Annotated in this window: 23 protein-coding genes and 1 pseudogene; 17 read left to right on the forward strand and 7 right to left on the reverse strand. The window is 72.3% G+C overall.

The features are described 5' to 3' along the window. Nucleotides 1–53 precede the first annotated feature (53 nt). Both BLQ34_RS13395 and BLQ34_RS13400 read left to right on the forward strand, forming a co-directional pair. A complete protein-coding gene (locus BLQ34_RS13395) occupies nt 54–815 on the forward strand; it encodes an IclR family transcriptional regulator (RefSeq protein ID WP_091786420.1) in 762 nt (253 codons plus the stop codon). Nucleotides 816–864: 49 nt separating this feature from the next. Beyond that, nucleotides 865–1566 (forward strand): D-alanyl-D-alanine carboxypeptidase family protein, encoded by a 702-nt coding sequence (locus tag BLQ34_RS13400; RefSeq protein ID WP_091786423.1) that lies wholly within the window; start codon nt 865–867, stop codon nt 1564–1566. A gap of 28 nt (nt 1567–1594) precedes the next feature. Here BLQ34_RS13400 and BLQ34_RS13405 read toward each other — a convergent pair whose 3' ends face one another. Further along, the gene (locus BLQ34_RS13405; RefSeq protein ID WP_091789966.1) at nt 1595–3058 is read right to left on the reverse strand and encodes a PhoX family protein; all 1464 of its coding nucleotides are present in this window, start codon (nt 3056–3058) and stop codon (nt 1595–1597) included. A 140-nt stretch (nt 3059–3198) separates the two neighbouring features. On the opposite strand from BLQ34_RS13405, the pseudogene mobA reads away from it, so the two are divergent. From mobA to BLQ34_RS13460, 12 genes and pseudogenes are all read left to right on the forward strand, one after another. Then, nucleotides 3199–3501, forward strand: a pseudogene (gene mobA / locus BLQ34_RS19520) (molybdenum cofactor guanylyltransferase); the annotation flags it as partial. Nucleotides 3502–3524: 23 nt separating this feature from the next. Continuing rightward, nucleotides 3525–3743: a hypothetical protein gene (locus BLQ34_RS18830; RefSeq protein ID WP_157693049.1), complete on the forward strand. Its 219-nt coding sequence runs from the start codon at nt 3525–3527 to the stop codon at nt 3741–3743. Beyond that, complete coding sequence (locus BLQ34_RS13415; protein ID WP_091786428.1) at nt 3740–4717, forward strand: NAD(P)H-quinone oxidoreductase; 978 nt, start codon at nt 3740–3742, stop codon at nt 4715–4717. The genes BLQ34_RS18830 and BLQ34_RS13415 overlap by 4 nt, the downstream gene beginning before the upstream one ends. Before the next feature lie 48 nt (nt 4718–4765). After that, nucleotides 4766–5128, forward strand: coding sequence for a DUF1304 domain-containing protein (locus BLQ34_RS13420; RefSeq protein WP_091786430.1), 363 nt, complete (start codon nt 4766–4768; stop codon nt 5126–5128). A 113-nt stretch (nt 5129–5241) separates the two neighbouring features. Beyond that, entirely contained in the window at nt 5242–5907 is a 666-nt protein-coding gene (locus tag BLQ34_RS13425) for a PadR family transcriptional regulator (RefSeq protein ID WP_091786433.1), read from the forward strand. Beyond that, entirely contained in the window at nt 5904–6692 is a 789-nt protein-coding gene (locus BLQ34_RS13430) for an ABC transporter ATP-binding protein (RefSeq protein ID WP_091786436.1), read from the forward strand. The genes BLQ34_RS13425 and BLQ34_RS13430 overlap by 4 nt, the downstream gene beginning before the upstream one ends. Nucleotides 6693–6701: 9 nt before the next feature. Continuing rightward, nucleotides 6702–9545, forward strand: coding sequence for an FtsX-like permease family protein (locus BLQ34_RS13435; protein ID WP_091786439.1), 2844 nt, complete (start codon nt 6702–6704; stop codon nt 9543–9545). A 102-nt stretch (nt 9546–9647) separates the two neighbouring features. Continuing rightward, entirely contained in the window at nt 9648–10706 is a 1059-nt protein-coding gene (locus BLQ34_RS13440; protein WP_091786441.1) for an ABC transporter ATP-binding protein, read from the forward strand. 17 nt (nt 10707–10723) lie between these two features. Then, the gene (locus BLQ34_RS13445; protein ID WP_091786444.1) at nt 10724–11932 is read left to right on the forward strand and encodes an ABC transporter substrate-binding protein; all 1209 of its coding nucleotides are present in this window, start codon (nt 10724–10726) and stop codon (nt 11930–11932) included. Then, nucleotides 11932–12744, forward strand: a complete 813-nt coding sequence (locus tag BLQ34_RS13450) for an ABC transporter permease (protein WP_231961166.1) — start codon at nt 11932–11934, stop codon at nt 12742–12744. Before BLQ34_RS13445 ends, BLQ34_RS13450 begins: the two co-directional genes overlap by 1 nt. A gap of 7 nt (nt 12745–12751) precedes the next feature. Beyond that, on the forward strand, nt 12752–13570 hold the full coding sequence (locus BLQ34_RS13455; RefSeq protein WP_091786447.1) for an ABC transporter permease: 819 nt from the start codon (nt 12752–12754) through the stop codon (nt 13568–13570). A gap of 9 nt (nt 13571–13579) precedes the next feature. Continuing rightward, nucleotides 13580–14176: a bacterial proteasome activator family protein gene (locus BLQ34_RS13460; protein WP_091786449.1), complete on the forward strand. Its 597-nt coding sequence runs from the start codon at nt 13580–13582 to the stop codon at nt 14174–14176. Between the two features lie 136 nt (nt 14177–14312). Here BLQ34_RS13460 and BLQ34_RS13465 read toward each other — a convergent pair whose 3' ends face one another. Beyond that, a complete protein-coding gene (locus BLQ34_RS13465; protein ID WP_091786452.1) occupies nt 14313–15602 on the reverse strand; it encodes an MFS transporter in 1290 nt (429 codons plus the stop codon). 101 nt (nt 15603–15703) lie between these two features. On the opposite strand from BLQ34_RS13465, the gene BLQ34_RS13470 reads away from it, so the two are divergent. Continuing rightward, nucleotides 15704–17356, forward strand: coding sequence for a DUF885 domain-containing protein (locus BLQ34_RS13470; RefSeq protein ID WP_091786455.1), 1653 nt, complete (start codon nt 15704–15706; stop codon nt 17354–17356). An 11-nt stretch (nt 17357–17367) separates the two neighbouring features. On the opposite strand, the gene BLQ34_RS13475 is transcribed toward BLQ34_RS13470, so the two are convergent. Then, a complete protein-coding gene (locus BLQ34_RS13475; protein ID WP_091786457.1) occupies nt 17368–19023 on the reverse strand; it encodes an FAD-binding dehydrogenase in 1656 nt (551 codons plus the stop codon). Between the two features lie 9 nt (nt 19024–19032). Then, on the reverse strand, nt 19033–19734 hold the full coding sequence (locus BLQ34_RS13480; RefSeq protein WP_091786460.1) for an HAD-IA family hydrolase: 702 nt from the start codon (nt 19732–19734) through the stop codon (nt 19033–19035). Nucleotides 19735–19767: 33 nt separating this feature from the next. Between BLQ34_RS13480 and BLQ34_RS13485 the strand changes: the two genes are divergently transcribed. Together BLQ34_RS13485 and BLQ34_RS13490 are read left to right on the forward strand one after the other, a co-directional pair. Next, nucleotides 19768–21417, forward strand: coding sequence for a metallophosphoesterase family protein (locus BLQ34_RS13485; RefSeq protein WP_091786463.1), 1650 nt, complete (start codon nt 19768–19770; stop codon nt 21415–21417). 34 nt (nt 21418–21451) lie between these two features. Beyond that, complete coding sequence (locus BLQ34_RS13490; protein ID WP_091786465.1) at nt 21452–22117, forward strand: DUF5701 family protein; 666 nt, start codon at nt 21452–21454, stop codon at nt 22115–22117. Nucleotides 22118–22165: 48 nt separating this feature from the next. On the opposite strand, the gene BLQ34_RS13495 is transcribed toward BLQ34_RS13490, so the two are convergent. The 3 genes from BLQ34_RS13495 to BLQ34_RS13505 are packed head-to-tail and all read right to left on the reverse strand — an operon-like array spanning nt 22166 to nt 24679. Continuing rightward, nucleotides 22166–23119, reverse strand: a complete 954-nt coding sequence (locus tag BLQ34_RS13495; RefSeq protein ID WP_091786468.1) for a sucrase ferredoxin — start codon at nt 23117–23119, stop codon at nt 22166–22168. Continuing rightward, nucleotides 23116–24357, reverse strand: coding sequence for a cupin domain-containing protein (locus tag BLQ34_RS13500; protein ID WP_091786470.1), 1242 nt, complete (start codon nt 24355–24357; stop codon nt 23116–23118). Before BLQ34_RS13500 ends, BLQ34_RS13495 begins: the two co-directional genes overlap by 4 nt. 37 nt (nt 24358–24394) lie before the next feature. Then, entirely contained in the window at nt 24395–24679 is a 285-nt protein-coding gene (locus BLQ34_RS13505) for a BatC protein (RefSeq protein ID WP_091786473.1), read from the reverse strand. Nucleotides 24680–24868: the final 189 nt, after the last annotated feature.

Genomic DNA, 24868 nt, shown 5'->3' on the forward strand with positions numbered 1-24868 from the left:
CCCTGGTGAGCCCACGGCCTACCAAGGCGTCTCGCACCTGAGACACTGCGGCCGTGGCCAACGCACCCGCCGCCAAGCACGCCCTCACGCTCCTCACCCTGCTGGCGCGGCACACCGAACCGCTCCCGGCCGGCTCGATCGCGCGCGAGCTGGGGCTCCCCCGGTCCACGACCTACCACCTGCTGGCCGTCCTGAGGGATGCCGGCTTCGTGACCCACCTGGAGGAGGAGCGCCGGTACGGGCTCGGCGTCGCGGCGTTCGAGCTCGGCTCGGCCTACCAGCGCCAGGCCCCCCTCCAGCGCATCGCGCGCCCGCTGCTCGGGCGGCTGGTCGACCAGACCACCCACAACGCCCACCTCGCGGTGCTGCACGGACGTGACGTCCTCTACGTCATCGAGGAGCGCGCGCCCGGGCGGCCGCTGCTGGTCACCGACGTGGGAGTGCGGCTGCCTGCCACGCTCACCGCCAGCGGGCTCGCCATGCTGGCGCGACTCCCTGCCGCCCAGGTGCGGGCGCTCTTCCCGCACCGTGACACGCTCGTGCAGCGAGACGGGCACGGACCGACCTCCGTCAGCGAGCTGCGGCGCGAGCTGAGCACGGTGCGCACCCGCGGCTACGCGACCGAGGACGACTCGGTGAGCGCCGGGCTGTCGTCGGTCGCCCAGGCCGTGCTCGACCACACCGGCCACCCCGTCGCAGGGGTGGCGCTGACCTTCCCGCGCGACGAGGTGGACGACCCCGAGCGCGCCAGGCTCGTCACCGCCGTCTCCAGGGCCGCCGCCACGCTGACGGCACGCATCGGCGGGGTCCACTGACCCGGGCGGTCCGGCTGCCACACTCGAGGCGGTCACGAGGGGTGAGGTCATGGTCACGACGACGCACGTGTCGGCCGGTCGGCGACGCCGACAGCGGCTGCGCCGCACCCTGGTGGTGACCGCGCTGCTCGTGGCGGCCGCGGGCACCGCCGGGTATGCCGCGTGGCACGACGACGCGACCACCCCCACCGCCGCGGCCGGTCAGGCTGTGGGCGACCAGGTGCGTGGGGCGCCGACCCAGGGCTCGCCGAAGACTTCCAAGCCCAAGGTGGCGTCGACCAGAGCGAGCCCGAAACCCAAGGGCCGCAACGGTTTCGCCCCCGTGATGACCGACCGCATCCCTGCCCCGACGACGTCGCTGGCGCTGTCGGCGGCCGTCCCGGGCACGACCAACATGCAGCCCTCGGCGGCTGGGGCGTTCGAGCGGGCGTTCGCGGACGCCCGCGTCGAGGGGCTGGATCCGGAGATCCGCTCCGCGTGGCGCAGCGAGCAGTGGCAGCAGGTCCTCTTCGACCGGGCCGTCGCGAAGTACGGCTCCGAGGTCGAGGCCGGCAAGTGGGTGCTCTCGCCCGGACGGTCGGCGCACGTCAAGGGCTACGCGATCGACGTGCACCCGCGGGCGATGGCGGCCTGGCTCGAGACGCGCGGCACGGCCTACGGGATCTGTCGCACCTACGACAACGAGTGGTGGCACTTCGAGTACCTCGCCACCTCGACCTGCCCGGCTCGCCAGCCCACCGCCGCCGGCTGACCCGCACGGGGCCAGCCGACGGCAGGGCTCAGACGCCGATCTTGTGCCACGGCCCCCAGATCGCGAAGGTGAGGCCGGCACTGGCCTGGATGTTGACGAACAACGTCCGCTTGTCCGGGCTGAAGGTCGAGCCGGCGAACTCGTCGTCGAACCGCGGCGTGCCGTTGGCGTTGGCCGCCCGGTTGAGCGCGATGTCCCAGAGCTGGCCGCCCTTGTTGAGCCCGCGGATGTAGTTGTCCTCGTTGCTGTCCTCACACACGACCAGGGTGCCGCGGTTGCTGACCGTGATGTTGTCGGGGAAGTCGAACGTCTGCTTGCCGGGCGACTGGTAGACGAGGCGCAGCTTCTCCGACCGGGTGTCGTAGGCCCACACCTGGCCGAAGCCGTTGCCGTAGCCGTTGACCAGCTCGGCCCCCGTCTCGGCATCGCCCCCACCCTGGGTCGAGGTGAAGTAGACGACCCCGTTGTCGTAGATCTGGCCCTCGAGCCGGGAGAAGCCGGCTGCGCCCAGGGCCCGACCCTGGTCGCCGACAGCCACGAGAGCGGAGTCGTTGCTCGGCAGGACGCCGCCCGGCCCCGGCGTGAAGGTCGGGTCGGGGTCGGCGATGTCCACCCACTCCACGGAGTAGACCGCACCCTTGGCCTGGCGGGCCTCGAGGTGGGCGTTGGGCTTTCCCTTCACGGCGAGCATCTGCAGGTGGCCGTCGTTGTCGAGGTGTCCGCTCTGCATCGGGTTGGTGCCCGGCGTGTAGCGGTAGAAGCCCGACGGGAACGCGAAGTTGTCCTCGGTGAGGTAGAGCCGGCCCTCACGCGGGTCGAAGGACACCGCCTCGTGCGCGAACCGTCCCGCCCTGGTGATCGGCATCGCCGCCGAGCGCCCGCTGACCGGGACCTCGAAGACGTAGCCGTGCTTCTTCATGAAGCCCGCGTTGGAGGCCCCGGTGAAGTCCGGGCCGACGTCGGGGCCGTTGACGGTCTCCTCGCAGGTCACCCACGCACCCCAGGGCATCTGGCCGCCGGAGCAGTTGTTCGCGGTGCCGTTGATGGCGGTGTGCTCGCCGAGCACCTCGCCCTCACCGGTCACGTCGATGTGCACGCAGCCGCCGCGGGCACCGGTGTCGTAGGTCCACGACCCCACCGCCCCGAACGGAGCCCCGCTGCCGGCGACCTCGTGGTTGCGGATCAGGGTGACGGCCCCATCCGGCCCCTCGAAGGCACCCATGCCGTCGTGGCGTCCGGGCATGGTCTTGCCGTCGACCAGGGGCGGCGGCACCGACTGGGTGTCGTGGAACGAGCGATAGCTGAACCCTTCGGGCAGGTGCAGCCGCACCTTGCCGTCACGCAGGTCGGGCGTCGGGCGCAGACCACGGAAGGGCGCTGCGCCGATCGCCGAGGCAGGCCCTGCCACCAGCCCGGCGAAGGGTCCGGCCATCGCCACTCCCCCTGCCACTGCTGCGCTCCCCTTCAGGAACGTCCTTCTCTCGAGCGTCATCAGGTTCTCCTTCGAGTGCGGTCGAATCTCGTCAACGTAGCCCCGACCCACACCCCACCGGAACCCCCGCAGCACCCTCCTCGACCCATCACAATGGGCCGGTGACCTCGGACGACACCACCACGACCCCGACGACCGCCGTGGTCCTGTGCGGGGGCGAGGGACGACGGTTCGGGGGCGACAAGACCCGGGCCGCCCTGGCAGGCGCGACCCTGCTCGACCACCTCCTCGACGGCCTCCCGCACGACTGGCGGGTCATCTGCGTGGGCGGGTCCAGACCCACCCGTCGACCCGTCACGTGGTGTCGGGAGGACCCGCCCGGCGGCGGCCCGGTGGCCGCGCTCGCCGCCGCCCTCGACCTGCTCGACGGTCCTGTCGTCGTCCTGCTCGGTGGCGACATGCCGTATGCCGCGGGGCCGGCTCCCGCGCTCGTCGCCACGCTCCAGCGCTCCCCGAGCTCGACGCGGTGGTCGGACGCGATGGCGACGGCCGCCTCCAACCGCTGCTCGCGGCATACCGGACCGCGGCGCTGGTGCGCGCCCTCCCCGCCGAGCCGGCCGGCACCCCGCTCATGCGCCTGCTCGACGCACTGCGCACCGAGGTGGTCGCGGTGGGCGGGGAGGCGACCCTGGACGTCGACACCCCCGACGACCTCGCGCGAGCCCGCCATAGGCTCGACCCGTGAAGGCGATCACCCTCCCCGAGCCCGGCGACGCGTCCGCGCTCGTCCTGGCCGACGTCCCCGACCCGCAGCCCGCGCCCGGGGAGGTGCGGATCCGGGTCGCCGGCGCCGGCGTGAACCGGGCCGACGTGATGCAGCGGATGGGGCTCTACCCTCCTCCGCCGGGTGCACCCGACTACCCGGGGCTCGAGGTGAGCGGCACGGTCGACGCGCTCGGCGACGGCGTCGACACCTGGTCGGTGGGTGACGAGGTGTGCGCGCTGCTGTCGGGCGGCGGTTACGCCGAGCTGGTCTGCGTGCCGGCCGGACAGGTGCTGCCGGTCCCCGCAGGCGTCGACCTGGTGGACGCCGCCGCGCTGCCCGAGGTGGTGAGCACGGTGTGGTCGAACGTCTTCATGACCGCCAACCTGCTCCCCGGGCAGACCCTCCTCGTGCACGGCGGGTCGTCCGGCATCGGCACGATGGCCATCCAGCTCGCCCGCGAGGTGGGGGCCCGGGTGGCGGTGACCGCCGGCTCCGCCGAGAAGCTCGAGGCCTGCCGTCGGCTGGGCGCGGAGGTCCTGGTGAACTACCGGGAGCAGGACTTCGTGGACGAGGTCCGCGCGGCGACGGGCGGTGCGGGCGTCGACGTCATCCTCGACAACATGGGCGCCAAGTACCTCGCCCGCAATGTCGAGGCGCTCGCCGTCAACGGCCGGCTGGTCGTGATCGGGCTGCAGGGTGGCGCCAAGGCCGAGCTCGACCTCGGCCTCATGCTGCGCAAGCGGGTGGCCGTGGTCGCGACCTCGCTGCGCGCCCGCCCCGCCGACGAGAAGGCCGCCATCGTCGCGGCGGTCCGCGAGCACGTCTGGCCGCTGGTGGAGTCGGGCCGGGTGGTCCCCGTGGTCCAGGGCCGCCACCCGCTCGCCGACGCCGCCGAGGCACACCGCGAGCTCGAGGCCAGCGGCCACGTCGGCAAGCTCCTGCTCGTCCCCTGACCCAGCGAGTCGTCACCCAGCGGCGGCGAGGTCTGCCACCCTGAACCCATGAACGCTGTCGCCACCGTGCTCGTGGCCCTGGTCGCCCTCATCCACGTCTACATCGTGGTGCTCGAGATGGTCCTGTGGACCACCCCTCGGGGACAGGCGGCCTTCGGGCTGACACCCGAGTTCGCCCAGCAGACCAAGGCGCTGGCCGCCAACCAGGGGCTCTACAACGGGTTCCTCGCTGCCGGGCTCATCTGGGGCCTGGTCGGGCCCGAGCACCTGCGGTTCGGGTTCCAGGTCTTCTTCACGCTGTGCGTCGTGGTCGCCGGCCTCTACGGTGCCGCGACCGCCAGCCGCAAGATCCTGTTCGTCCAGGCGCTGCCCGGCGCGCTCGCGCTCGCGGCGGTCCTGGTCGCGCACTGACCCGCCACCGCCCAGTCCCTGCTTGACGTTCCGGGGTAATACTCGGTATACATCTCCTCACCAGCAGTAATACTGGGTATGTAGGGGACACCACACCGGGGATCGGGGGCCGCATGTCGGTCAAGCAAGGGTTGCTGGCACTGCTGGCGACCGAACCGATGTACGGCGCGCGGCTGCGTGCCGAGTTCGAGGCCAGGACCGGGGGGACCTGGCCGCTCAACGTCGGGCAGGTCTACACGACACTGGCCCGGCTCGAGCGCGACGGGCTGGTCGAGGTCGACGGTGAGGACGCGGAGGGCCGGATCTCCTACCGGTTGACCCGCACCGGGCGCGCCGAGGTCGCCCAGTGGTGGGTCTCCCCCGTCACGCGCGAGAGCACGCCGCGGGACGAGCTGGTGATCAAGCTCGCGCTGGCGGTCACCGTCAAGGGCGTCGACGTCCACCGGGTGGTGCAGACCCAGCGCACCGCGACCCTGCGCCACCTCCAGGACCTGACCCGCCTCAAGCAGCGGGCCACCACCCACCACGAGGAGGCCGCGGATGGCGACGGCGACGTCGACCTGGCCTGGCTGCTCGTCCTCGAGAACCTCATCTACGCCGGCGAGGCCGAGGTCCGCTGGCTCGACCACGTCGAGGCTCGGCTGGTGCGCGAGGCGAACCGCCCGCGCCCGGCACGAGCCGACCGCACGACACCCGGCACCACAGCGGGCACCACGTCCGACCCTGCGATGGGGGCCATCGCAGACCTGAGCACCACCACCGAGGGGGCAGCACGATGAGCACCGACCAGACCAGCACCGACCAGGCCAGCACCCACCGGACCACGGGCCGGCCGGGCACCGATCGAGAGGTCATCCTCCGGCTCGACAACGTCACCCGGGTGCACGGCACGGACGGCACGGCCGTGCGGGCGCTGGCCGGCGTCAGCCTCGAGGTCCGCGCCGGCGAGCTCGTCGCCGTGATGGGCCCGAGCGGATCCGGCAAGTCGACCCTGCTCAACCTCGCCGGCGGGCTCGACGCCGCGACCAGCGGTCAGGTGCTGATCGAGGGCCAGAGCATCGGCACGCTGAAGGGTGACGCCCTGGCCCGGCTGCGCCGCCGTCGCGTCGGGTTCGTCTTCCAGGACTTCAACCTGATCCCGTCGCTCACCGCGGTCGAGAACGTCGCCCTCCCGCTCGAGCTGGACGGGCAGCGGGTGAGCCGGGCTCGCCGCCGGGCCATCGACGCCCTCACCATGGTGGGCGTCCACGAGCTCGCCGACCGCTACCCCGACAAGATGTCCGGGGGCCAGCAGCAGCGCGTCGCGATCGCCCGGGCGCTGGTCGGCGACCGCCGCCTGGTGCTCGCCGACGAGCCCACCGGCGCGCTCGACTCCCACACCGGCGAGGGGGTGCTCCGCGTCCTGCGCGAGCGCTGCGATGCCGGTGCGGCCGGCCTGCTCGTCACGCACGAGGCACGGCACGCCGCCTGGGCCGACCGGGTGGTCTTCCTGCGCGACGGCGTGGTCGTCGACAGCACCGGCACCGTCGAGACGGCCGAGGCGCTCCTCGAGCCGACCGCCTGAGGGACGACCATGACCACCCTCATGGAACCCCAGGCCCCGGCCGGGCTCCCCGACGAGTCGGAGCGCGGCGACGTCAAGAGCTCGCGCCTCTCGCGCTGGCGCGCCTCGTGGCGGGTCGCACTCCGGATGGCCAAGCGCGACGCCTGGCGCTACAAGGGACGCAGCATCCTCGTCCTCGTCATGGTGGCCCTCCCCGTCGGTGTCCTCGTGGCGACGCTGGTCTTCGCGACGACGTCCACCGTGACCCCAGTCGAACGGATCCCGACCTCACTGGGGGCCGCCCAGGCGATGGTCCAGGGCCCGGACGAGCAGGAGGTCTGGCAGACCGCCGACCCGGACTCCGGCTGGCAGGCCGAGGCGAACGACCAGCCCGAGAAGGCGACGCCGATCCCGGGCTTCAGCAAGGAGGACAGCCTCGGCTCAGCCGCCAACGTGGCCGCGGTTCGACGAATCACTGGCGGCACCGTCGTCGCGGCGGGCGACCTCTACATGCGCCGCGTCATCGACGCCAAGCGGAGCCGCGGCCTCCTGGTGACGACGGTCGACGCGACTGCCGTGGACCTCGGCAGCAAGGCCGAGCTGGTCTCCGGTCGCTGGCCTACCGGCGACCGTGAGATCGTCGCAACCCCCTACGGCGTGAGCCGAGGGCTTGCCGACCACGGCACCGTGACGCTGCGCTACGACGGGCGGCCGGTCGAGGTGACCGTCGTCGGGGTCGCCAACTACTTCACCAGCTACGGAGGCCAGCCCGACGCCGTGTCGGCCCGCCCCCTCGACCAGCAGGCCGTCCTCGACTGGCGCTATCTCGTCGTCCGCGACACCGGAGTCCCCTACTCCGAGGTCACCCAGTGGAACAAGTACGGCCTTCGCGTCACGAGTGCCGAGGCACTGCGTCACCCGCCCGCCGAGTCCACCCTCCCCAAGCCGCTGCAGGACAGCTACAACAACGATGCCCGTGACCTCCGGGTCGCCGTCGCCGTCGGTGGTGTGATGCTGCTGCTGGTCACGACGCTGCTGGTCGCCCCCGCCTTCGCGGTGAGCGCGAGCCGCCAGCGCCGCACCCTGGCCCTTGCAGCCAGCAACGGCGCAGAGACCCGCCAGCTGCGTCGCAAGGTGCTCGCGCAGGCCTTGTTGCTGGGCGCCCTCGCCGCAGTGGCGTCGGCCGGACTGTCGATCCTCGCCGTGCGCGGCGCGCTGGGGATCCTCCAGTGGAAGCACCCGTGGACGACGATGCGCTACTTCCAGGTGTCGTGGTGGGCGGTGGCAGCGGTGATCGTGATGGCGGTCGTCAGCGCGCTGGTGGCGGCACTCATCCCGGCCCTGCGCCTGCGTCGCCTCGACATCATCGGCGTGATGAAGGGCCAGAGCGTCTCGCCCCGGGTCAACCGCGTCCTCCCGGTGATCGGGGCGGTGCTCGCAGTGGGCGGCGGTGTCGGCCTGGTGGCCGCTGTCGCGACCAAGCAGCGTGAGATCGCCATCGGCGGGCTCGCCATCGCGCTCACCGTCGGCGCCCTCCTCCTGGTGCCCATGGTCCTGGTGCTGGCCGGCACGCTCGCGTCGCGGCTTCCGGTGGCCGCGCGGATGGCGACCCGCGACGCGGCCAGGCACCGCACCCGGTCCGTCCCGACCGTCGCCGCGATCATGGCCGGCACCATCGCCCTCACCATCTTCAGCATTGGGCTGGTCAGCGACACCGAGCAGCAGCGCCGGGAGTACGTCCCCCAGCTGGCCGCGGGTGACGGCATGGTCTACCCGGCCTACGAGGGCAACGGCACCGAGGACCCAGGCCCGTCGGTCATCGAGCCGACCGAGGACCTCGTGCACTCGCTGACCCCCGCCCTGGTCACCAGCAGGATCGCGTCGGTCACCGTCAAGTACCCCGACGGGCCCACCGACCCGATGCCGTTCGTGACGGCGGTCAAGCCGGGCTGCACCGTGGCGCGCGCCGTCCAGGACAACCAGTTCGACCCGAACGGCGGCCCGCACTGCACCATCGTCGGCACCAACGGGCAGACGTCCATCGCCGTGCTCTCGGCCACGGACCTGGCCCGGCTGGCGTCGCTGTCCAGCGAGCAGACCGCGGTCCTGCGCAACGGCGGGATCCTGGTCAAGGACGCCGGCCTCGTCGCGGGCGGCAAGGTCACCATGGCCTCGGGCGCCGCCGTCATCAGCCAGGCCGACGGCACCGTGCAGTCCGTGACGGGCGAGCGCTCCGCGGCCCTGCCGGGCGTGGTTGGCCGGATGACGTTGGGGCAGAACCAGTACGGCGCGGCAGTCACCCCCGAGACGGCTGCGCGACTCGGCTGGACGGTGGGCAACTACAGCTTGCTGCTGCACGACCCGGACGGCGCGATCAGCCAGACCGACGAGCAGACCCTCAGCGACCAGCTCAGTGAGGACGGCGGGTTCTACGTCGAGCGCGGCTTCCAGCGCGACGACATCGTCGTCATGCGGGTCATGTTCGGGGCCTTCGGCTTGCTGCTGCTCATCGTCACCCTGATCTCCACGGCCCTGGCGCTGGCAGAGCAGCAGAGCGACATGGGCACGCTGGCTGCGGTCGGGGCCACCAAGGGCACCCGCCGCAGGCTGGCGGCGGCCCAGTCCGCGACGGTGGCCTTCATCGGGGTGCTGGTCGGGATCGGGGTGGGCCTCGCGCCCGGCATCGCGGTGACCTACCCGCTGACCGGGTTCTCCTACGACCCCGAGACCGGCCAGTCGACCACGCCGCACCCGATCACGATCATCCCGTGGCTGCCGCTGTCGCTGCTGCTGGTCGGGGTGCCCCTCGTTGCGGCACTGCTGTCCGCCGTGGCGATCCGACGCGCACCGGCGATGACCCGTCGCGCCGACTAGGACGGATTTCCACCGATGTGGGCCGGTCGGGGGGCCGGTCCACCCGGGGCGCTCGGGGCGAATCTCCGCCTCGAGCGCCCCGTCACTCCCTAGACTCCGGACATGGTGGCCGCGGTCGTCCTGTCCTCGTTGCGCAAGGAGTTCGGTGGCGCGCCACCGGTGGTGGCCGTCGACGACGTCGACCTGACCATCCGCGACGGCGAGTTCTTCTCGATGCTCGGCCCGTCCGGTTCGGGCAAGACCACGGTGCTCCGGATGATCGCCGGCTTCGAGACGCCCACGTCGGGCACGGTCCAGCTCGGTGGCGAGGACGTGACGACGCGACCGCCCTACGCACGCGACGTCAACACCGTGTTCCAGGACTACGCGCTGTTCCCCCACATGAGCGTGCTCGAGAACGTCGAGTACGGCTTGCGGGTCAAGAAGGTCGCCAGGGCCGAGCGCCGCCGTCGCGCCATGGAGTCGCTCGAGCAGGTCCGCCTCCCCGAGCTCGGCAGTCGGCGACCGGGTCAGCTCTCGGGCGGCCAGCGCCAACGCGTCGCGCTCGCCCGTGCGCTCGTCAACCAGCCGCGGGTGCTGTTGCTCGACGAGCCGCTCGGCGCCCTCGACCTCAAGCTGCGCGAGCAGATGCAGGTGGAGCTCAAGGCGATCCAGCGCGACGTCGGCATCACCTTCCTCTTCGTCACCCACGACCAGGAGGAGGCGCTCACCCTCTCCGACCGGATCGCGGTCTTCAACGCCGGCCGGGTCGAGCAGGTGGGCACCGCCCGCGAGATCTACGAGCAGCCCGCGACGCAGTTCGTGGCCGGGTTCGTCGGGACGTCGAACCTCCTCACCGGCCCGGGCGCGGTGGCGCTCGTGGGCTCGGAGGGGACCTACGGCATACGCCCCGAGAAGCTCCTGGTCCACGCGCGCGGGGCGGCGCGCGACAGTGCCGCACGGCGTGCAGCAGGTCGCCTCGTCGAGGTCGTGTATGCCGGGCCGGTGACCCGCTACGTGGTCGACCTGGACGCCGGTCCGCGGCTGGTCGCGTTGCAGCAGAACGGATCTGGTGGCCCCGAGCTCGAACGGGGCACCGAGGTGGAGCTCGAGTGGGACCCCTCCCACGTCATCACAGTCCCGTCGGCCCCGGCCTCCGCAGCCGCCGACGGGTCCCGCTGAAGGAGAAGGAGCACGTCATGCCCCGCACGACACCACTGCGCACCGCCGCTCTCGCCGTCATCGCCGTCGCGGCCCTCGCCGCGTGTGGCGACTCCGGCGGTTCGGGCACCACGACCGGGGCGGGAGGCTTCAAGGCGCCGGACCTCAAGGCCCTCGAGAAGCTCGGCACCCCCGAGGGCAAGGTCAGCGTGCTCGCCTGGCCCGGCTACGTCGAGGACGGCAGCAACGACCCGGCGGTCGACTGGGTGAGCGACTTCGAGAAGGAGTCGGGCTGCCAGGTGACGGTGAAGACGTTCGGCACCTCCGACGAGGCGGTCCAGCTGATGCGGACCGGACAGTACGACACCGTGTCGGCCTCGGGTGACGCCACGCTGCGCCTCATCGCCGCCGGCGACGTCGAGCCGATGAACACCAGCCTGGTCACCAACTACGCCGACATCTTCGACAGCCTCAAGATGAAGCCGTGGAACTCGGTGTCGGGCAAGGCCTACGGCATCCCGCACGGCCGGGGCGCCAACCTCCTGATGTACCGCACCGACCTCGTGAAGCCGGCGCCCGACAGCTGGTCGGCCGTCTTCGACCAGGTCGGCTCGCAGGCGGGCAAGGTGACCGCCTACGACTCGCCCATCTACATCGCCGACGCGGCGCTCTACCTCATGGCCACCAAGCCGGACCTCAAGATCAAGGACCCCTACGCGCTCGACTCCACCCAGCTGGCGGCCGCCGTCGACCTGCTGAAGAAGCAGAAGGCCAACGTCGGTGAGTACTGGTCCGACTACCTCAAGGAGGTCCAGGCCTTCAAGAGCGGCTCGTCGACCGTCGGGACGACGTGGCAGGTGATCGCGAACGTCGCGCAGGGTGAGAAGGCACCGGTCGAGGCGGTCCTGCCCAAGGAGGGCTCGACCGGATGGTCGGACACCTGGATGGTCGGCGCGAAGTCCGAGCACAAGACCTGTGCCTACAAGTTCATCGACCACATCGTCTCGCCCAAGACGAACGCCGCGATCGCCGAGTACTTCGGTGAGGCCCCCGCCAACAAGAAGGCCTGCGCGGAGACGGCGGACAAGAACCACTGCACCGTGTTCCACGCCGAGGACGAGGACTACTTCTCCAAGGTGCACTACTGGAACACCCCGATCTCGGCGTGCCTCGACGGTCGCACCGACGTGAAGTGCACCGACTACGCCGAGTGGACCAAGGCCTGGACCGAGATCCGCAACAGCTGATGGGTTCGAGGAAGGCACTCGCCGGCCTGCTGGGGCCGCCGATGGTATGGCTCGTCGTGGCCTACCTCGGCGCCCTGGCGACCATCTTCGCGACGGCCTTCTTCACCACGGACTCGTTCACGAACCAGGTGGTGCACACCTTCAGCCTCGAGAACTTCCGCGAGATCGGGCAGCCGACCTACCTGCGCATCATCGGCCGGACGCTGCTGATCGCAGTGGTGGTCACGATCCTCTGTGTCGCCATCGCCGTGCCGTTCGCCTGGTTCATGGCGCGGGTTGCGCCACGCCGGGTCAGGGGCCTGCTCGTGGCGGCGGTGCTCGTCCCGCTGTGGGCGTCCTACCTCGTGAAGGCCTATGCCTGGCGCACGATGGTCCAGCCCGACGGGGTGCTCGAGAGCACCTTCGGCGGCACGCCCGGTTACGGCTTCGGGGCGGTGGTGCTGACGCTCACCTACCTCTGGCTCCCCTACATGGTGCTGCCCGTGTATGCCGGGTTCGAACGTCTCCCCGAGAGCCACCTCGAGGCGGCGGCCGACCTCGGTGGGCGCGGGTGGGACACCTTCCGCCGGGTGGTGCTGCCGTCCCTGCTGCCGTCGATCGCCGCCGGCACCGTGTTCACCTTCAGCCTCAGCCTCGGCGACTACATCGCGGTGCAGATCGTCGGCGGCAAGCTCCAGGTGCTGGGCACGGCGGTGCTCCAGAACATCACCCTCGACCTGCCGTTCGCCGCCGCACTGGGCACGGCGTCGGTGCTGATCATGGTCGCCTACCTCGTCGCGGTGCGCCGGACCGGCGCCCTGGACAACCTGTGAGGCCCTGATGCGCGCCGGACGACCGACCCGACTGGCCTTCGGTGCCTTCGCCGCCCTCGTGCTGCTGTTCATCTACGCCCCGCTGGCCGTCGTGGCGGTCAACTCGTTCAACAGCGACCGCACCTTCGGCTGGCCGCCGCCGGGCTTCACGACGAAGTGGTGGTCGCTGGCCGCCGACGCCCCCGGCCCGCGGGCTGCCCTGCGGACCTCGGTGGAGGCCGGCCTGGGCGCCACCGCCATCGCCCTCGTCCTCGGCAGCCTGCTGGCGCTGGCGCTGACCCGCTACCGGTTCTTCGGCCGCAACGCCATCTCGCTGCTGGTGGTGCTGCCGATCGCGTTGCCCGGCATCGTCACCGGCATCGCCCTGCAGTCGGTGATCCAGAACGTCCTCGACCCGGTCTTCGGGGTCAACGCCGGCCTCTTCACGATCATCGTCGGGCACGCGACCTTCTGCATCGTGGTGGTCTTCAACAACGTGACGGCGCGGCTGCGGCGGCTGGGCGGATCGCTCGAGGCGGCGTCGTCCGACCTCGGCGCGCGACCGCTGACCACCTTCCGGCTGGTCACCTTCCCGCTGCTGCGCTCCGCCCTGCTGGCTGGTGCCCTGCTCGCCTTCGCACTCAGCTTCGACGAGATCGTGGTGACGACCTTCACCGCCGGCCCCGGGACCCCGACCCTGCCGATCTGGATCTTCAACAACCTGTTCCGGCCCAACCAGGCGCCCGTCGTCAACGTGGTCGCGGTCGTCCTGGTGGTCGTCTCGATCATCCCGGTGTGGCTGGCCCAGCGACTGAGCGGCTCCGAGGCGGCCGAGTCCCGGCTGTAGTGTCGAAGCATGAGCGAGCAGCACGGCGACGCAGGGCAGGATCAGGGCGAGGCTGCGGGGGGCACGGACGGACAGCAGCGCGTCGTGGTCGTGACGCAGGACGGCATGGGGGTCGCCCCGCACTCCGAGAACGAGGACGGCCCCACCAACCCCGCCGACCTCGTCGAGCAGCCGGCCAAGGTGATGCGGATCGGCTCGATGATCAAGCAGCTGCTCGAGGAGGTGCGCAACGCACCCCTCGACGAGGCGGGGCGGGTGCGGCTCGCCGAGATCCACCGCCGGTCGATCAAGGAGCTCGAGGACGGCCTGGCCCCGGAGCTGATCGACGAGCTCGAGCGGATCGCCTTGCCGTTCAACGAGGACGTGGCTCCGACCGACGCCGAGCTGCGCATCGCGCAAGCGCAGCTGGTGGGCTGGCTGGAAGGCTTGTTCCACGGCATACAGACGGCGCTGTTCGCGCAGCAGATGGCGGCGCAGCAACAGCTGCAGGGGATGCGGCGGGCCCTGCCTCCGGGTCACGCTCCCGAGGACGGTCCGGGCGTCGCCGGGCAGCCCGGGCTGCGACCCGACACCGGGGACAGCGGCCCCACCGGCCAGTACCTCTGACCCACGCCGCGCAACACGGCAGTTGCGTCCACTCCCGCCCGGCAACTGCTGGGCGGGAGTGGACGCAACTGCCGTATTGCCCGGCTAACCCTGGGGGCCCGCCGGACCATGATCAGGACGTATGCCGGGTGCTGGGTCAGGCCGGGTCGGCCCGCGCGGCGGCGTCGACCCGCGCGATCCGAGGCAGCGGCGAGAGCCAGGCGTAGGAGGCGGCCACCAGGCCGACGGCCACGATGGTCAGCATGGCCGGGCGGACGCCCACCTGGTCGGCGAGTGCCCCGGCAGCGAGCGCGCCGATGGTCCAGCCGAGGCCCCAGGAGAGCATCCGGCCCGCGGTGTTGACGCGGCTCAGGAGGCGCTCGGGGGTGACCTGCTGGCGGTAGTTGAGCGAGTTGATGATGACGAGCTGATAGGCCACGCCCCACCCGATCATGAACAGGACGGCGGCGACCCAGCTCGTCGACAGGGCGACCAGCACCCCGAAGCCCGCCGACACCGGCATCCACGCCAGGGTCAGCCGCGCGGCGGTGAAGCGGCGCAGCAGCCGGGGTGTCAGGGAGGCCGCGAGGATCCCACCGATGCCCCACGCGCTGAACACCAGGCCGAACCGCCAGCCCGACGTGCCGACCCGCAGCACCCGGTCGCACCACGGCACCGCGAGCGCCATGAAGCCGGCACCGGCGATCGACTGGAGCGCCCCGATGATCGAGTTCGAACGCACCCCGTGGTGCCGCCAGAGGAAGCCGACCCCCTCGCGGATGTCGGCGCCCACGGACGACCGCGCGCCCTCCGCATGCTCCCTCGGCACCGACAGCGCGCGGCCGATCGTGCGGACCAGCATCGCGGAGACCAGGAAGGTCAGTGCGTCGACCGCCAGCAGGTCGGCCGGGTGCACCACCGCGAGCGCCAGCCCGACCACCGCAGGGACCGTGAGGTCGAGGATGCCGCCCACACCCCACACCGCCGCGTTGGCGTCACCGACCCGGTCGCGTCCGACGAGCACCGGCAGCGCCCCGAAGTTCGCGCCGTCGAAGAAGGTGAAGAGCGACTGGGCGACGAACCCGGCGACCAGCACGTGCGGCACGGTCAGCCCGCCCCACCACCACGCGACCGGCACCGACCCGATCACGACCACGTTCGCGAAGTCGGCGGCCACCATCACCCGCTTGCGGTCCAGCCGGTCGCCGACCGCACCGGAGAAGAGGCCGAAGAGCAGGTAGGGCAATGCCTCGAGGGTCGTCGTCAGTGCCGTGAGGGTGGTCGAGCCGGTGAGCCGGTAGACCAGCACCGGCATCGCCACGGCGGTGACGAGCGAGCCGAACAGGCTGGCCATCCGCGCGACCCAGTAGCGCCGGAAGTCGCGGTCGTCGCGGAGCCGGGCAGGCGGCACACCCGCCTCGCCCACGACGCTGCCCCGCTCACCCACGCCCCCGAGTGTGCAGGGTGAACCGCACTTCACCTCAACCGGGGCGGCCGCGCGGAGAAAGCGGGGGCGGGTGTCGGCCCGGGCGGGTACGTTCTGACGTCATGAGCGACGACGTTCGGCAGCTGGCAGACGACTACCACGACCACTGGATGCGGACCAGCCCGAGCTGGGCCCACATGGTGGGTGACTACCGGTTCGCCGACCGCTACGAGGACGTCAGCCGGGCGGCCGAGGACGAGCTCATCGCGGCGGACCGCGCGTTCGCCGCGCGGGCGGCGGCCATTCCCGACGAGGGGCTGAGCCTGCAGGACCGCGCGACCCGTGACGTCGTCGCGTTCCAGGCGACGAGCGGCGCCGACTGGGCCGAGTGCCGCACCGAGGAGCTCGCGGTCAACCCGATCTTCGGTCCCCAGGTCGACCTGCCCCTCACGGTCGCCAACCTCGCGATGCCCACCGCGGAGGTGGCCGAGGCGATGGTGCAGAAGTACCACTCCATCGGCCAGTACCTCCGCGACTCGGCGGAGCGGCACCGCCAAGGGGTGGCCTCCGGTCGCACCCCCGCGTCGTTCGCGGTCACGCAGACGGTGCCCCAGCTCGACGCCTGGTTGGCCAAGCCGCTGTCCGAGGACCCGCTGCTCCAGACCTCCGACCTGCCAGCCGACGTCGACGCCGACGCCTGGCGGGCGCGGCTCACCGAGGCGATCGGCGAGGCCGTCCGGCCGGGGTTGCAGGTCTACCGCGACGTCCTCGCGGACGAGGTCGCCCCGCACACCCGTCCCGATGACCGGTGCGGGCTCTCGTGGTTGCCCGACGGCGAGCAGACCTACGCCCGCGCCCTGGCCGCCAACACCACCACCACCCTGTCGGCCCAGGAGATCCACGACCTCGGTCTGCAGCAGATCGCGTCGCTCGAGGAGGAGTACGCGACCCTGGGTGGCGAGGTGCTCGGCACCTCCGACGTGCCCGCGATCTACGACCGGCTGCGCACCGATCCGGCGCTGCGGCACCACGACGCCGCCGAGATCCTCGCCGAGTGCGAGACGGCGTTCGCCCGGGCCCGCGCCGAGATGCCCGCGTGGTTCAACCGGCTGCCGGCTGCCGACTGCGCGATCAAGACCACCACGCAGGGGGCGCTCGGCTTCTACTACCCGCCGTCCGAGGACGGCTCGCGCGGCGGCGTCTTCTACGTCAACACCTCCGACCCGGCGGCCTGGGGCCGGGTCGAGATCGAGGCCCTCAGCTACCACGAGGGGATCCCGGGGCACCACCTCCAGCTCGCCATCGCCTCCGAGCTCACCGACATGCCGGCCCTGCGGCGGCACACCGTCTTCAACGCCTACGCCGAGGGCTGGGGTCTCTACACCGAGCGCCTCGCCGACGAGATGGGCCTCTACTCCTCGCCGTTGACGCGGCTCGGCATGCTCACGATGGACTCGGTGCGCGCCTGCCGGCTGGTCGTCGACACCGGTCTGCACGCGCTCGGCTGGAGCCGCCAGCAGGCGATCGACTACATGGTCGCCAACTCACCGATGTCCACGGCCAACGTGACCAGCGAGGTCAACCGCTATGCGGTCTACCCGGGCCAGGCGTGCGGCTACATGGTCGGTCGGCTCGAGATCCTGCGGATCCGGCGCGAGGCGCAGGAGCGCCAGGGCGACGGCTTCGACATCAAGGCCTTCCACGACGCGGTGCTCGACGGCGGCAGCGTGCCGCTGGGCGTGCTCGACACCATCGTCCGCGACCGCCTCCCCTGATCCCTTGCGGGTCAGGCGGTGGCGGCTGCCGCGGCCCGGCCCGCGGTGCGTCCCGAGAAGATGCAGCCGCCCAGGAAGGTGCCCTCCAGCGCCCGGTAACCGTGCACCCCGCCGCCGCCGAACCCGGCCACCTCGCCCGCGGCATACAGGCCCGGCACCGGCTCGCCCGACGCGGACAGGACCCGCGACGACAGGTCGGTCTCGAGCCCACCGAGGGTCTTGCGGGTGAGGATGTTGAGCCGCACGGCGATCAGCGGCCCGGCCTTCGGGTCGAGGATCCGGTGCGGCGTGGCGGTGCGGATCAGCTTGTCGCCGCGATAGCTGCGCGCTCCCCTGACCGCCGTGATCTGGGCGTCCTTGCTGAACTCGTTGTCGATCTGCCGGTCGCGGTCGACGACCTGGCGCTCGAGATGGGCGTAGTCGAGCGGGGCATCGGGAGTCAGCGCGTTCATCTTGTCGACCAGCTCGCGCAGCGTGTCGGCCGAGACGAAGTCGGCCCCCTTGTCGAGGAAGGCCCGCACCGGACCGGGCATGTCGGCGCGGGCGCGGCCCAGCACGTCCTTGACCGACTTGCCGGTGAGGTCGGGGTTCTGTTCCGACCCGGAGAGCGCGAACTCCTTGCCGATGATCTTCTTCGTCAGGACGAACCAGCTGTGGTCGTGCCCGGTCTGCCGCAGGTGGGCCAGGGTCCCGAGGGTGTCGAACCCGGGGAAGAGCGGCGCCGGCAGCCGGTCGCCGTTCCCGTCGAACCACAACGAGCTCGGGCCGGGCAGGATGCGGATCGCGTGGGAGGGCCAGATCGGGTCCCAGTTCTCGATGCCCTCGACGTAGTGCCACATCCGGTCCCGGTTGACCAGCCGGCCACCCGCCGCCTCGGTGATCCCGAGCATCCGGCCGTCGACGTGCGCGGGCACGCCCGTCAGCATGTGCTCGGGCGGCGTCCCGAGCCGCTCGGGCCAGTTGGCGCGGACGAGGTCGTGGTTCGCGCCGATGCCGCCACTGGTGACGACGACCGCCTGAGCGGCCAGCTCGAACTCGCCCACCGCGTCACGGTTGGTGGGCCGGCCACGGGAGGCGCGGTCGTCGGCGAGCAGCGTCCCCCGCACGCCGGTGACGGCGCCGTCGCTGGTGACCAGCTCGTCGACCTGGTGGCGGTGGCGCAGCTCGACCCGTCCGGCCGCGACGTGCTCCTGCACGCGGCGCAGGAACGGCGCCAGCACCCCTGGGCCGGTGCCCCAGACGATGTGGAACCGCGGGACCGAGTTGCCGTGACCGGAGGCCGACCCGTCGCCGCGCTCGGCCCAGCCCACCACGGGGAAGAACCGCATCCCCTGCTCGTGCAGCCAGGCCCGCTTCTCACCGGCCGCGAAGTCCACGTAGGCGCGGGCCCACTGGGAGCCCCACCTGTCTTCGTCGTCGAGCCGGTCGAACCCGGCCGAGCCCTGCCAGTCCTGCCACGCGAGGTCGACCGAGTCCTTGATGCCCATCCGGCGCTGCTCGGGGCTGTCGACGAGGAACAGCCCGCCGAACGACCAGTGCGCCTGGCCGCCGAGGTTGGCCGCACTCTCCTGGTCGAGCACCACCACGCGGCGTCCGGCGTCGGCCAGCTCGGCGGCGGCGACGAGCCCGGACAGACCGGCTCCGACCACGATGACGTCAGCGTCCATGAGCCCAACCTACGGGCCGGTAACCCCCGGCGTCACGGAATCCGCCGCCGGTGCCACCCGGACTCGGCCGTCCACCACCGAGAAGCGCACGTCGGCGAGGTTGCGCACCACGGCGTCGGCGACGAGGTCGGCCGGGGCGGTCGTGGTCGTCACGGCCAGCGTCGCGCAGCCCGCCGCCCGGGCGGCCTCGAGCCCACCCGGGGCGTCCTCCACCACCAGGCAGTCGCGGGAATCGACGCCGAGGCCGGTCGCGGCGAGCAGGAAGGGGTCGGGGTGCGGCTTGCCCTGCGCGACGTCGCTGGCGGTGACCACGACGCGAGGTGCAGGCAGGGCCGTGGCCGCGAGCCGCGCGTCGGCCAGTGGTCGGGTGCACGAGGTGGCGATGGCGCAGAGCTCGACGTCACCGGTCAGCGCCGCGAGCGCGTCGAGCGTGCCGGGCAGCACCTCGATGCCATCGGTGTCGGCGACCTCGATCGCCTCGATCCGCTCGAACGCCGACTCGACCCGCTCGGGCGGCAGGAGCGCCGAGATCACCCCACGGGCCGGCACCCCGTGGAAGCCGGCCAGGTCGTGGGGGTCGACCCCCTCCTCCTGGGCCCAGCGCACCCATGAGCGGACCACGACGGGGATCGAGTCGATCAGGGTCCCGTCCATGTCGAACAGCACCGCCGCGAAGGTGCGGCCTTCCAGCGTCCCCAGGCTCCGCGGCATACCCCCACCCTAGGAGGCGGTTACGGTGGAGCGGTGAGCGCGCCCCCCGAGAGCCCACGTCACGGAGGGCGTGTGTCCCCGTGGCTGCGCCGGATCGGCGCGCTGGTGCTCCTGTTCTTCGCCTGCAACACCGGTGGCGTGGCGGCGACGACGCTGTTCCCCGGCCACGCCGACACCCTCAACTACGGGGCCGAGCTGCGGCTGTCGCTCGACCCCGCCGACATCTCGAAGCTCCAGAGCCCCACCGTCTTCGGCGACATCAAGCTCGACTTCGGCGGACCGGTGCCCGCGCCGGGCGTGGTCGCGCAGGTACGCGTCAAGGAGCGCATCACCGACCTCCTGGCCCGCCCCAACATCTCGGTGCAGTCGCTGCAGCCCGGTCCGCTCGAGCTCGAGCGCGCCGCCCGCGGTGGCGCGATCGCGCTGGGCTGGCGGTTCGCCGCGGGTGCCCTCGTCGTCGCCCTCCTCGCGCTGGGCGGGTATGCCGCGTGGCGGCGGCGGCGTCCGCGGCTGCGGTGGAGCGCGCTGGTCGCCGGGGCGTGGGTCGCCTCGTGCGTCGCGACCTTCGGGGTGATCGGGCTGACCTACCAGCCAGAGCGACTGGACAGCTTCACCACCACCGGCATCCTCGGCACGGTGCAGCGCAACAGCGACCTGCTGGAGGGCGTGGAGACCCGCGCCGAGCAGGTGACCCCCTACCTCAAGAACCTGCTGGCCCTGTCGTCCGCGTTGCAGGACAAGTACGCACCCCAGGCGCTCGACCAGCCGGTGGGCGCACGGGTGCTCCTCGTCTCCGACGTCCACGGCGCCAACCAGTACGCGCTGATGAAGACGATCGTGCAGCAGGAGCACATCGACGCCGTCATCGACTCCGGCGACCTGGTGAACTTCGGAAGCCCCACCGAGGCTGACGCCGCGGACCTCTTCAAGGGCATCGCCTCGCTCGACGTCCCCTACCTCTTCGTCAAGGGCAACCACGACGGGCGGTCGAGCTCCGACCGCGAGCTGCTCGACCGGCTGGCCGCGGTGCGCAACGTCGTGCTGCTCGAGCCGGACGACTCGACCTACGTCATCGAGTCGGTCCACGGGTTGCGCATCGCGGGCTTCAACGACCCGCGCTGGTTCGGTGACAGCAACACCGGGAACGCCGCGAAGCAGAAGCCGGCCGCCGCCCGCTTCAACGCGGCGATGGCCGACCAGCCGGTGCCCGACCTCGTGGTCTCGCACGAGCCGGCCGCCGTGGACGACGTTGCCCTGGCAGGGATCCGGGTCAACGGACACCTGCACGCGAGCCAGCTCGAGGGGTCGCGGATCGGGGTCGGCACCTTCACCGGTGGCGGACCGTTCAGCCACTTCATCGCCGACGAGTCCGGGTCGGCCGACGGTGCGGACGAGGGTGACGTCGGTGAGCTGACCGGTCAGCCCTCGGCGTTCGACATCGCGACGTTCGGCACCGACTGCCGGCTCGCCTCGCTGACCCGCTACCAGTTCCGCAACGTCATCGAGGGTCGACCGGCCTACGACGACGTGACCCTCATCAACGGCTCGCGCATCGAGGAGTCGGTCCCGGCTGCCGCCGCCCCCGCCGCACAGCCCGGGTCGGCGACCGCGGCTGCGGTCGCCCGCACCTGCGGCGCCGACGTGGAGCAGACCCGGGAACGCGTCCCGGTCGCCCCACGTTGAACCTCGGCCACCCGCACGTGACCGGAGGAGAACCGTGACCGAGACGACGACCCGAGCCACCGACCTGACCGAGCAGACCACGACGACCACCACCGCCACCGAGTTCGACCGTCAGGTGCAGGCCTACCTCGATGCCGGCTACCCGGCCCTCGCCGGTCTGGACGATCAGGCCTTCACCGACCTGCTGGAGCCGTTGCGGGACAAGGCATCCCGGGCCCGCGCCACCTCACCCGACCGGATCGCCTTCGCGGTCGTCGTGACCTCGCGGCTCGTCACGGCCGACCTCGCTCTCCCGACGGTGCACTGGAAGGCCACCACCGGATGGACCGAGTACACCGCCGACGACCTCGCCGGCTACCGCCCGCTCGACGGCGTCGACGTGCCGGACCGCGCGGCATACCTCGTCACGGACGTCGACACGGGGACGGCGACGCTCGACGTCCGCGCCAAGGACGCCGTGCCGCTCATCGTCGCCGAGGGGCGCAGCCCCCTCACCATCGACGAAGGCGTCAGCCTGCTGACGCTGTGGCCGGGAATCCTCAAGGACCGCAACGCTTTCTTCCTGCCCGGCGCGCGCGACCACGGCAAGCGGGTGGCGGCGTTGTGGGTGAGCAAGGGCCACCCCCGGCTCGGGTGGTGCTGGGAGGGAAACCCGCACACCTGGCTGGGCTCGGCGTCCTGCGGGAGCCGGGTCGGCTGACGCGGCGGCGCGCAGCGACGTCATCTCGGGCCAGTGGCCGAGTCCCCGTCAGGTGACCTCGGCAGTCCACACGTATGCCGTGGCGTCGCCCTGCGCGCGACAGGTCAGCTTCGCCGGGGGCTGGGTCGTGCGGCGGACGACGACCGACGAGCTCGGCGGCAGGGGTCCGTCACCCAGCACCTCCACCCGCCAGGTGTCGCCCTCGCCGACGACCCGACCCGGGCGCACGTCACCCACGGCCGCGGGCCCGTGCGCGCGGAGCACCGCCGCGAGCGCAGCCTGCACGGGCGGTCGGTGCGCGGTGAAACCACGCAGGTGCTCGAGGTCCACCGAGCCCGCCAGGTGGCCCTGCACGACATCGACCGCGGTGGCCGCGTCGAGGCCGCCGTAGACCGTGCCGTCGGGGACGACGAGCAGGTTCGCCGCGAACCGGTCGCCCCCGATGTGGGTGCACTCCCAGGTCTGCTCCGGCCACTGGGCGGCCAGGGCCTGCGCGACGGGGCGTCCGCGCACGGCGCAGCACACGTCGTGCCGGCCATGGGTGCAGACGAGCAGCAGCGGGTCCGGGGGATGGCCGCCGACCGAGTCGGCCGGCCCGCGCCGCAGGGCGTCACCGGCGGCGAGCAGGTCGGCGGGCTGCCGCCAGGTGCCCCACTGCTGCCGACCGTCGAGGTCGAGGACGGTCCAGCGTCGCTGCTCCCGTGGACCGGGGACGACGGCGCGGCCCGGCCGCCGGATCAGCACCACCCGCGCGCCCACGTCGAGGGCCGTGCGGTGCAGCTGCTCGGCGATGTCGTCACCGATGCCGGGGCTGTCGAGCGCCGCCGGTGCCCAGCCACCCGGGTGCTCGATGAGCAGCCACCGGGTCGCCGGTGCCGCCGTGCCGAGCATCGGGTCACCGCGGTGCCGCGCGGCGGTCGAGCAGAGCGGCCCGGTCGGTCCGGTCGGCGTCGTGGCCGCGGTCGGGCTGGTCGGCCCAGTCGGCCCCGTCGGCTCGGTCATGCAGGGACGACGACGCCGGTGCGCAGCAGCGCGCGGGTGAGCTCGAGGCCCAGGTCGGCAGCGGTCGCGCCGCCGGTCTCGAGCAGCTGCTCGATGGCTGCGAGGTCGGGTCGCTCGACGGGCTGGGACCCGACCCGGCTGCGCAGCACCGTCTGACCACCTGCGGCCGGGACGAGCACCGCGGCGACGTGGGCGCGCAGCGCCACGCGCGAGTCGTCGGTGAGGGCCCGCACTGCCTCGGCCTGGGCCAGCGGCGCGAGCGGGGCCGGTCGTTGGGCCGCCCGCGCCGCGCCGGCCAGACCGGTGGCGAGGTCGCCCGCGTCGACCTGGGCGAGCGCCTCGAGCAGGGCGGCCCGCACCACCTCGACGTCCTCGGGTGCCGGACCGGCACCGACCAGCTCGGTGCCCACGGGCAGCGCCTCGCGCAGCTGGCGTGACCCGCTCGCACGGACGACGGCGGCCCGGACCAGCTCGTCGGCGACGTGCCGCCGGGTCCAGGCGTGCACCCCGATAGTCAGGTGGATGCTGGTGCCGCCCAACGCGGTCGCGGAGTGCAGGTAGCCGCGGGGGAGGTAGAGGCAGTCACCCGGCGCGAAGGTCTCCTCGATGAGCGGGGGACCGAGCGCGGCGGACTCGACCGCCGCCCGGTGGTCGGTCCACGGCTCGTCCCGCAGCGGCAGGTCGTGCACGGGACGGCGGATCCGCCAGCGCTTCTCTCCTGCGATCTGCAGGACGAACACGTCGTGCACGTCGTAGTGGTCGCTGAAACCGGTGTTCTCCGGCGGGGTCACGTAGGCATTGACCTGCACGGGGTGGCCGAGCTCGCCGGCCAGCGCCTGCGAGAAGTCGACCACCGGCCGCCAGGTGCGGTGCAGGCCCTGCAGCACGAGCGTCGCGCCGGCGGTGAAGTGCTGGAGCACGGCGTCGTCACTGGCCTGGTCGGCGACCGCCGCGCCGATCCCGCCGCCACGGGTGAAGCTGCGGTCCGCGAGGGTGGTGCCGTCCTTGGCCATCCGCAGGAACGGCGTTCGCAGCCCGCGGCTGGAGACCAGCTCGTCGACGGCGTCGGCGGAGAACAGGTCGTCGAACGACTCGGGCAAGTCGGCGGCCCGGCTGAGCAGCGGCTCGCGCGACCAGTGCCGGTCGGCGAACTCGGACAGCGGGACAGCCAGGAGGCGTGACAGCGCCGGGTGCCCGCCACTCGTGGCGGGCACCCGGCGCGAGGACGTGGTGGTCACTGGATCACCGTACGTCGGGACCGTGGGTCACGGACCGTCAGGCGCTACCGTCCGCGCCGCCGTCGTGGCCACCGGGGTTCGCGCCACCGTCAGCCGGGCCCTCGCCCGCCCCGCCGTCAGCGCCACCATCAGCGCCGCCATCGGCACCGCCGTCGTGGCCACCGGGGTTGGCGCCACCGTCAGCCGGGCCCTCGCCCGCGCCGCCGTCAGCGCCGCCATCGGCGCCGCCGTCAGCTCCGCCGTCGTGGCCACCCGGGTTCGCGCCGCCGTCGGCGGGGCCTTCGGTCTCGTCCGTGCCGGGGTCCATCGGGGTCTCGCTCATGGCTGGTCTCCCTACGTTCTGGCGACGCCTCGTCGCGTCGCCCTCCCTGTCTATGCCACCCCGCCGCGGCGCGCCACTTGAGCTGTCGCGTTTGCGCAGGTCAGCGCCGATCTCCAGGGCGACCGCCCACCCCTCGGAATTACCTACCCGAGGTAAGAACTTGGCAAGGGTTCGAGCGCAGGACGCCAC

The sequence above is a fragment of the Pedococcus dokdonensis genome, assembly GCF_900104525.1.
In the GTDB taxonomy this organism is placed as follows: Bacteria; Actinomycetota; Actinomycetes; order Actinomycetales; family Dermatophilaceae; genus Pedococcus; species Pedococcus dokdonensis.